General features: G+C 48.2%; 1 protein-coding gene and 1 pseudogene. Both read right to left on the reverse strand.

Annotated elements, in window-relative coordinates:
* Nucleotides 1-1,314: pseudogene (locus tag ACUU1I_RS20190) on the reverse strand (anion permease); the annotation flags it as partial.
* A 75-nt stretch (nucleotides 1,315-1,389) separates the two neighbouring features.
* A complete protein-coding gene (locus ACUU1I_RS20195; protein WP_000723652.1) occupies nucleotides 1,390-2,442 on the reverse strand; it encodes a 4-oxalomesaconate tautomerase in 1,053 nt (350 codons plus the stop codon).
* Nucleotides 2,443-2,477: the final 35 nt, after the last annotated feature.

The following is a 2,477-nucleotide window of genomic DNA, read 5'->3' on the forward strand; positions in this document are numbered from 1 at the left end:
TGAGTAACCATGCCGCCATAGGAGTTGGAGAACAACAGTGCCAGCGCGGTTAACATTAACGGTGCGCCGGAGACGTTCGCCAGCATGGCAAATACAGGTAACATAGCAACGATATAGGCACTACCGGAAGCGAAGAAATAACGCACGATGATGCTGAGGAAAATAATAACGAAGAAAGCAACGTTACCGTGACCATCAAATGCCAGGTTATTTTTAAAGACTTCAGCTAACCATTCGAAAAATTTAACTTTCGATAATAAGGAGCTTAAGCCGATAATACCGCCGTACCAGATTAAGGTATTCCAGCCGCCTTTATTTTTAACCACGTCTTCCCAGGTAACGATACCCAGCAGCAGCATGGTCGCCATAACAACGATTGCCACAGTGGATTCATCAACCCCCAGAGACTTACTGAAAATCCAGCCCAGTAGCGCCAGCACAAAGACACCGAGCAGCATTTTTTCGCGGATTTTCATCGGTCCCAGTTCGGCAAGGCCCGCTTTAGAGATGGTTTTGTTATCCACCTTTTTAATTTCTGGTGGATACATGGTGTAAATTACCAGCGGGGTGACCAGCAGCATAATGATGCCCGGCAATCCGGCAATCCGGCAATCCGGCAATCCGGCAATCCGGCAATCCGGCGGCCAGCGCCCATCCACCCCAGCTAATTTGCAGGTGCAGAATGTCGTTGATCATTTTCAGCGCCAGAATGTTCCCCGCCATTGCGGTAAAGAACATATAGCTGGTGGTTTTGGTGACCATGTAAATGGACATCATCAGGTAATGTCCGACACGACGCGGACTTTTTTCCGGTTCGGACCCCAAAGCCACCGCCACGCTGTTGATGATCGGTAACACAATGCCGCCCGCACGCGCGGTGTTAGACGGTGTTGCCGGAGCCAGTACCAGATCGAGGAATACCGTAACGTAACCCAGACCCAGCATGGTGTTACCGATTTTACCAATCAGCAGATAGGCAATACGTTTACCTAAACCGGTGGTCACAAATGCGGCGCTTAAGGTAAACGCCGAGAACACCAGCCAGGTAGTACCTGAAGAGTAACCGCTTAATACGGCGGTGGTCTTAAACGCACCGTCGGATAAGTTACCGACCACCACCATTGAGGCAGCAACGGCAATTAACAGTACGACAGGTTCCGGGAAAGGCTTGATAACCAGACCCACAATGGCCGCCAGGTAAATACCAAAAAGCACCCACGCCAGTTCGCTTAATCCTGCCGGAGCTGGCATAAAACCAATAATACATGGGATCGCTAATATCAGAATTAGCTTCCATAACGATTTCTTATTCATTTAAAATCCTGTTCTTTCTGTATGACTCATACAGAAGTCCTTTATTGATTGTCCTTATCCTGACAACGAATTTTTTCAGGGAAGATAAACTTCACCGGAAAATATTTTTCTGGTTGTCCGAATAACAGATGCGCGTAACGTCGTGGCATCCTGACCTTCATTACTTAAATGAACGTCGAGCGCACCACTGGGGTGTTCAATATTGATATTGCCATATCCTACAGAAGGGACGATTTGTCGGGTGACGGTGCCTTCCAATGCACAACTACTGGAAATAGCAATAGCACCGGTTATCGCCAGCGCGCGATGGCAAGAATGCGGCATAAAATAACGCACATTAATTGCCCCGCCTTTCTGCGCTGGAGAAATAAGCACAGGTTTAGGGATAACCATATTACTGACATCACCTAAGCCCATTGCTTTACCCGCTTGTAGCCGGATAGATTCAATGCGGGCTAATAATGCTTTGTCGGCATCCAGTTCCGCCGGTAATTCATAACCTGTTTTTCCCAGATATTCAGCCGGAATAATGACGACTGGCATCGCCATATCGATACAGGTCACCGGGACATCGTCAAAATAATCAATCTGATTATCAGTCGGGAAAACTTTTCCGGTTTTCGTTCCAGCGGCATTCAGGAAAGTGAGCGCAACCGGTGCGGCAGTACCCGGTACGCCGTCAATTCTGGCGCTACCCTCGTACTCGACAACACCATTTGGCGTTTGCACATCAGCTTCGATGAACGTACCCGTATTGACGTTGCGGATACGTACACGGGTAACTGGCGAAGTCGCTGCAATCAAACCATTTTCAATGGCGAATGCCCCTACGCCAGACAGCATATTGCCGCAGTTAGGCGTGGTATCGACACGTTGCTCATGGACGATAACTTGAGCAAACAGATAATCGACATCAGCACGCGGATCGCTGGAACGGCTAATAATGGCGACTTTACTGGTCAGTGGATTACCGCCGCCAATACCGTCAATTTCCAGATCGTTACCGGAACCCATAATTGCCATCAATATTTTATCGCGCTGCGTTTGATCTTCGGGTAAATGTTCCGCTAACAGGAACGCGCCCCTCGAGGTTCCACCTCGCATCATCACGCAGGGTATTTTTTTCATAATAATGCCCTCAATTTAAAAACATAACTTATTGC

The organism is Shigella sp. SIG3 (genome assembly GCF_053555855.1).

Excerpts from the sequence above, each read along its gene's own strand:
- ACUU1I_RS20195 (WP_000723652.1), bottom strand. The coding sequence starts at position 2,442 with ATGAAAAAAATACCCTGCGTGATGATGCGAGGTGGAACCTCGAGGGGC.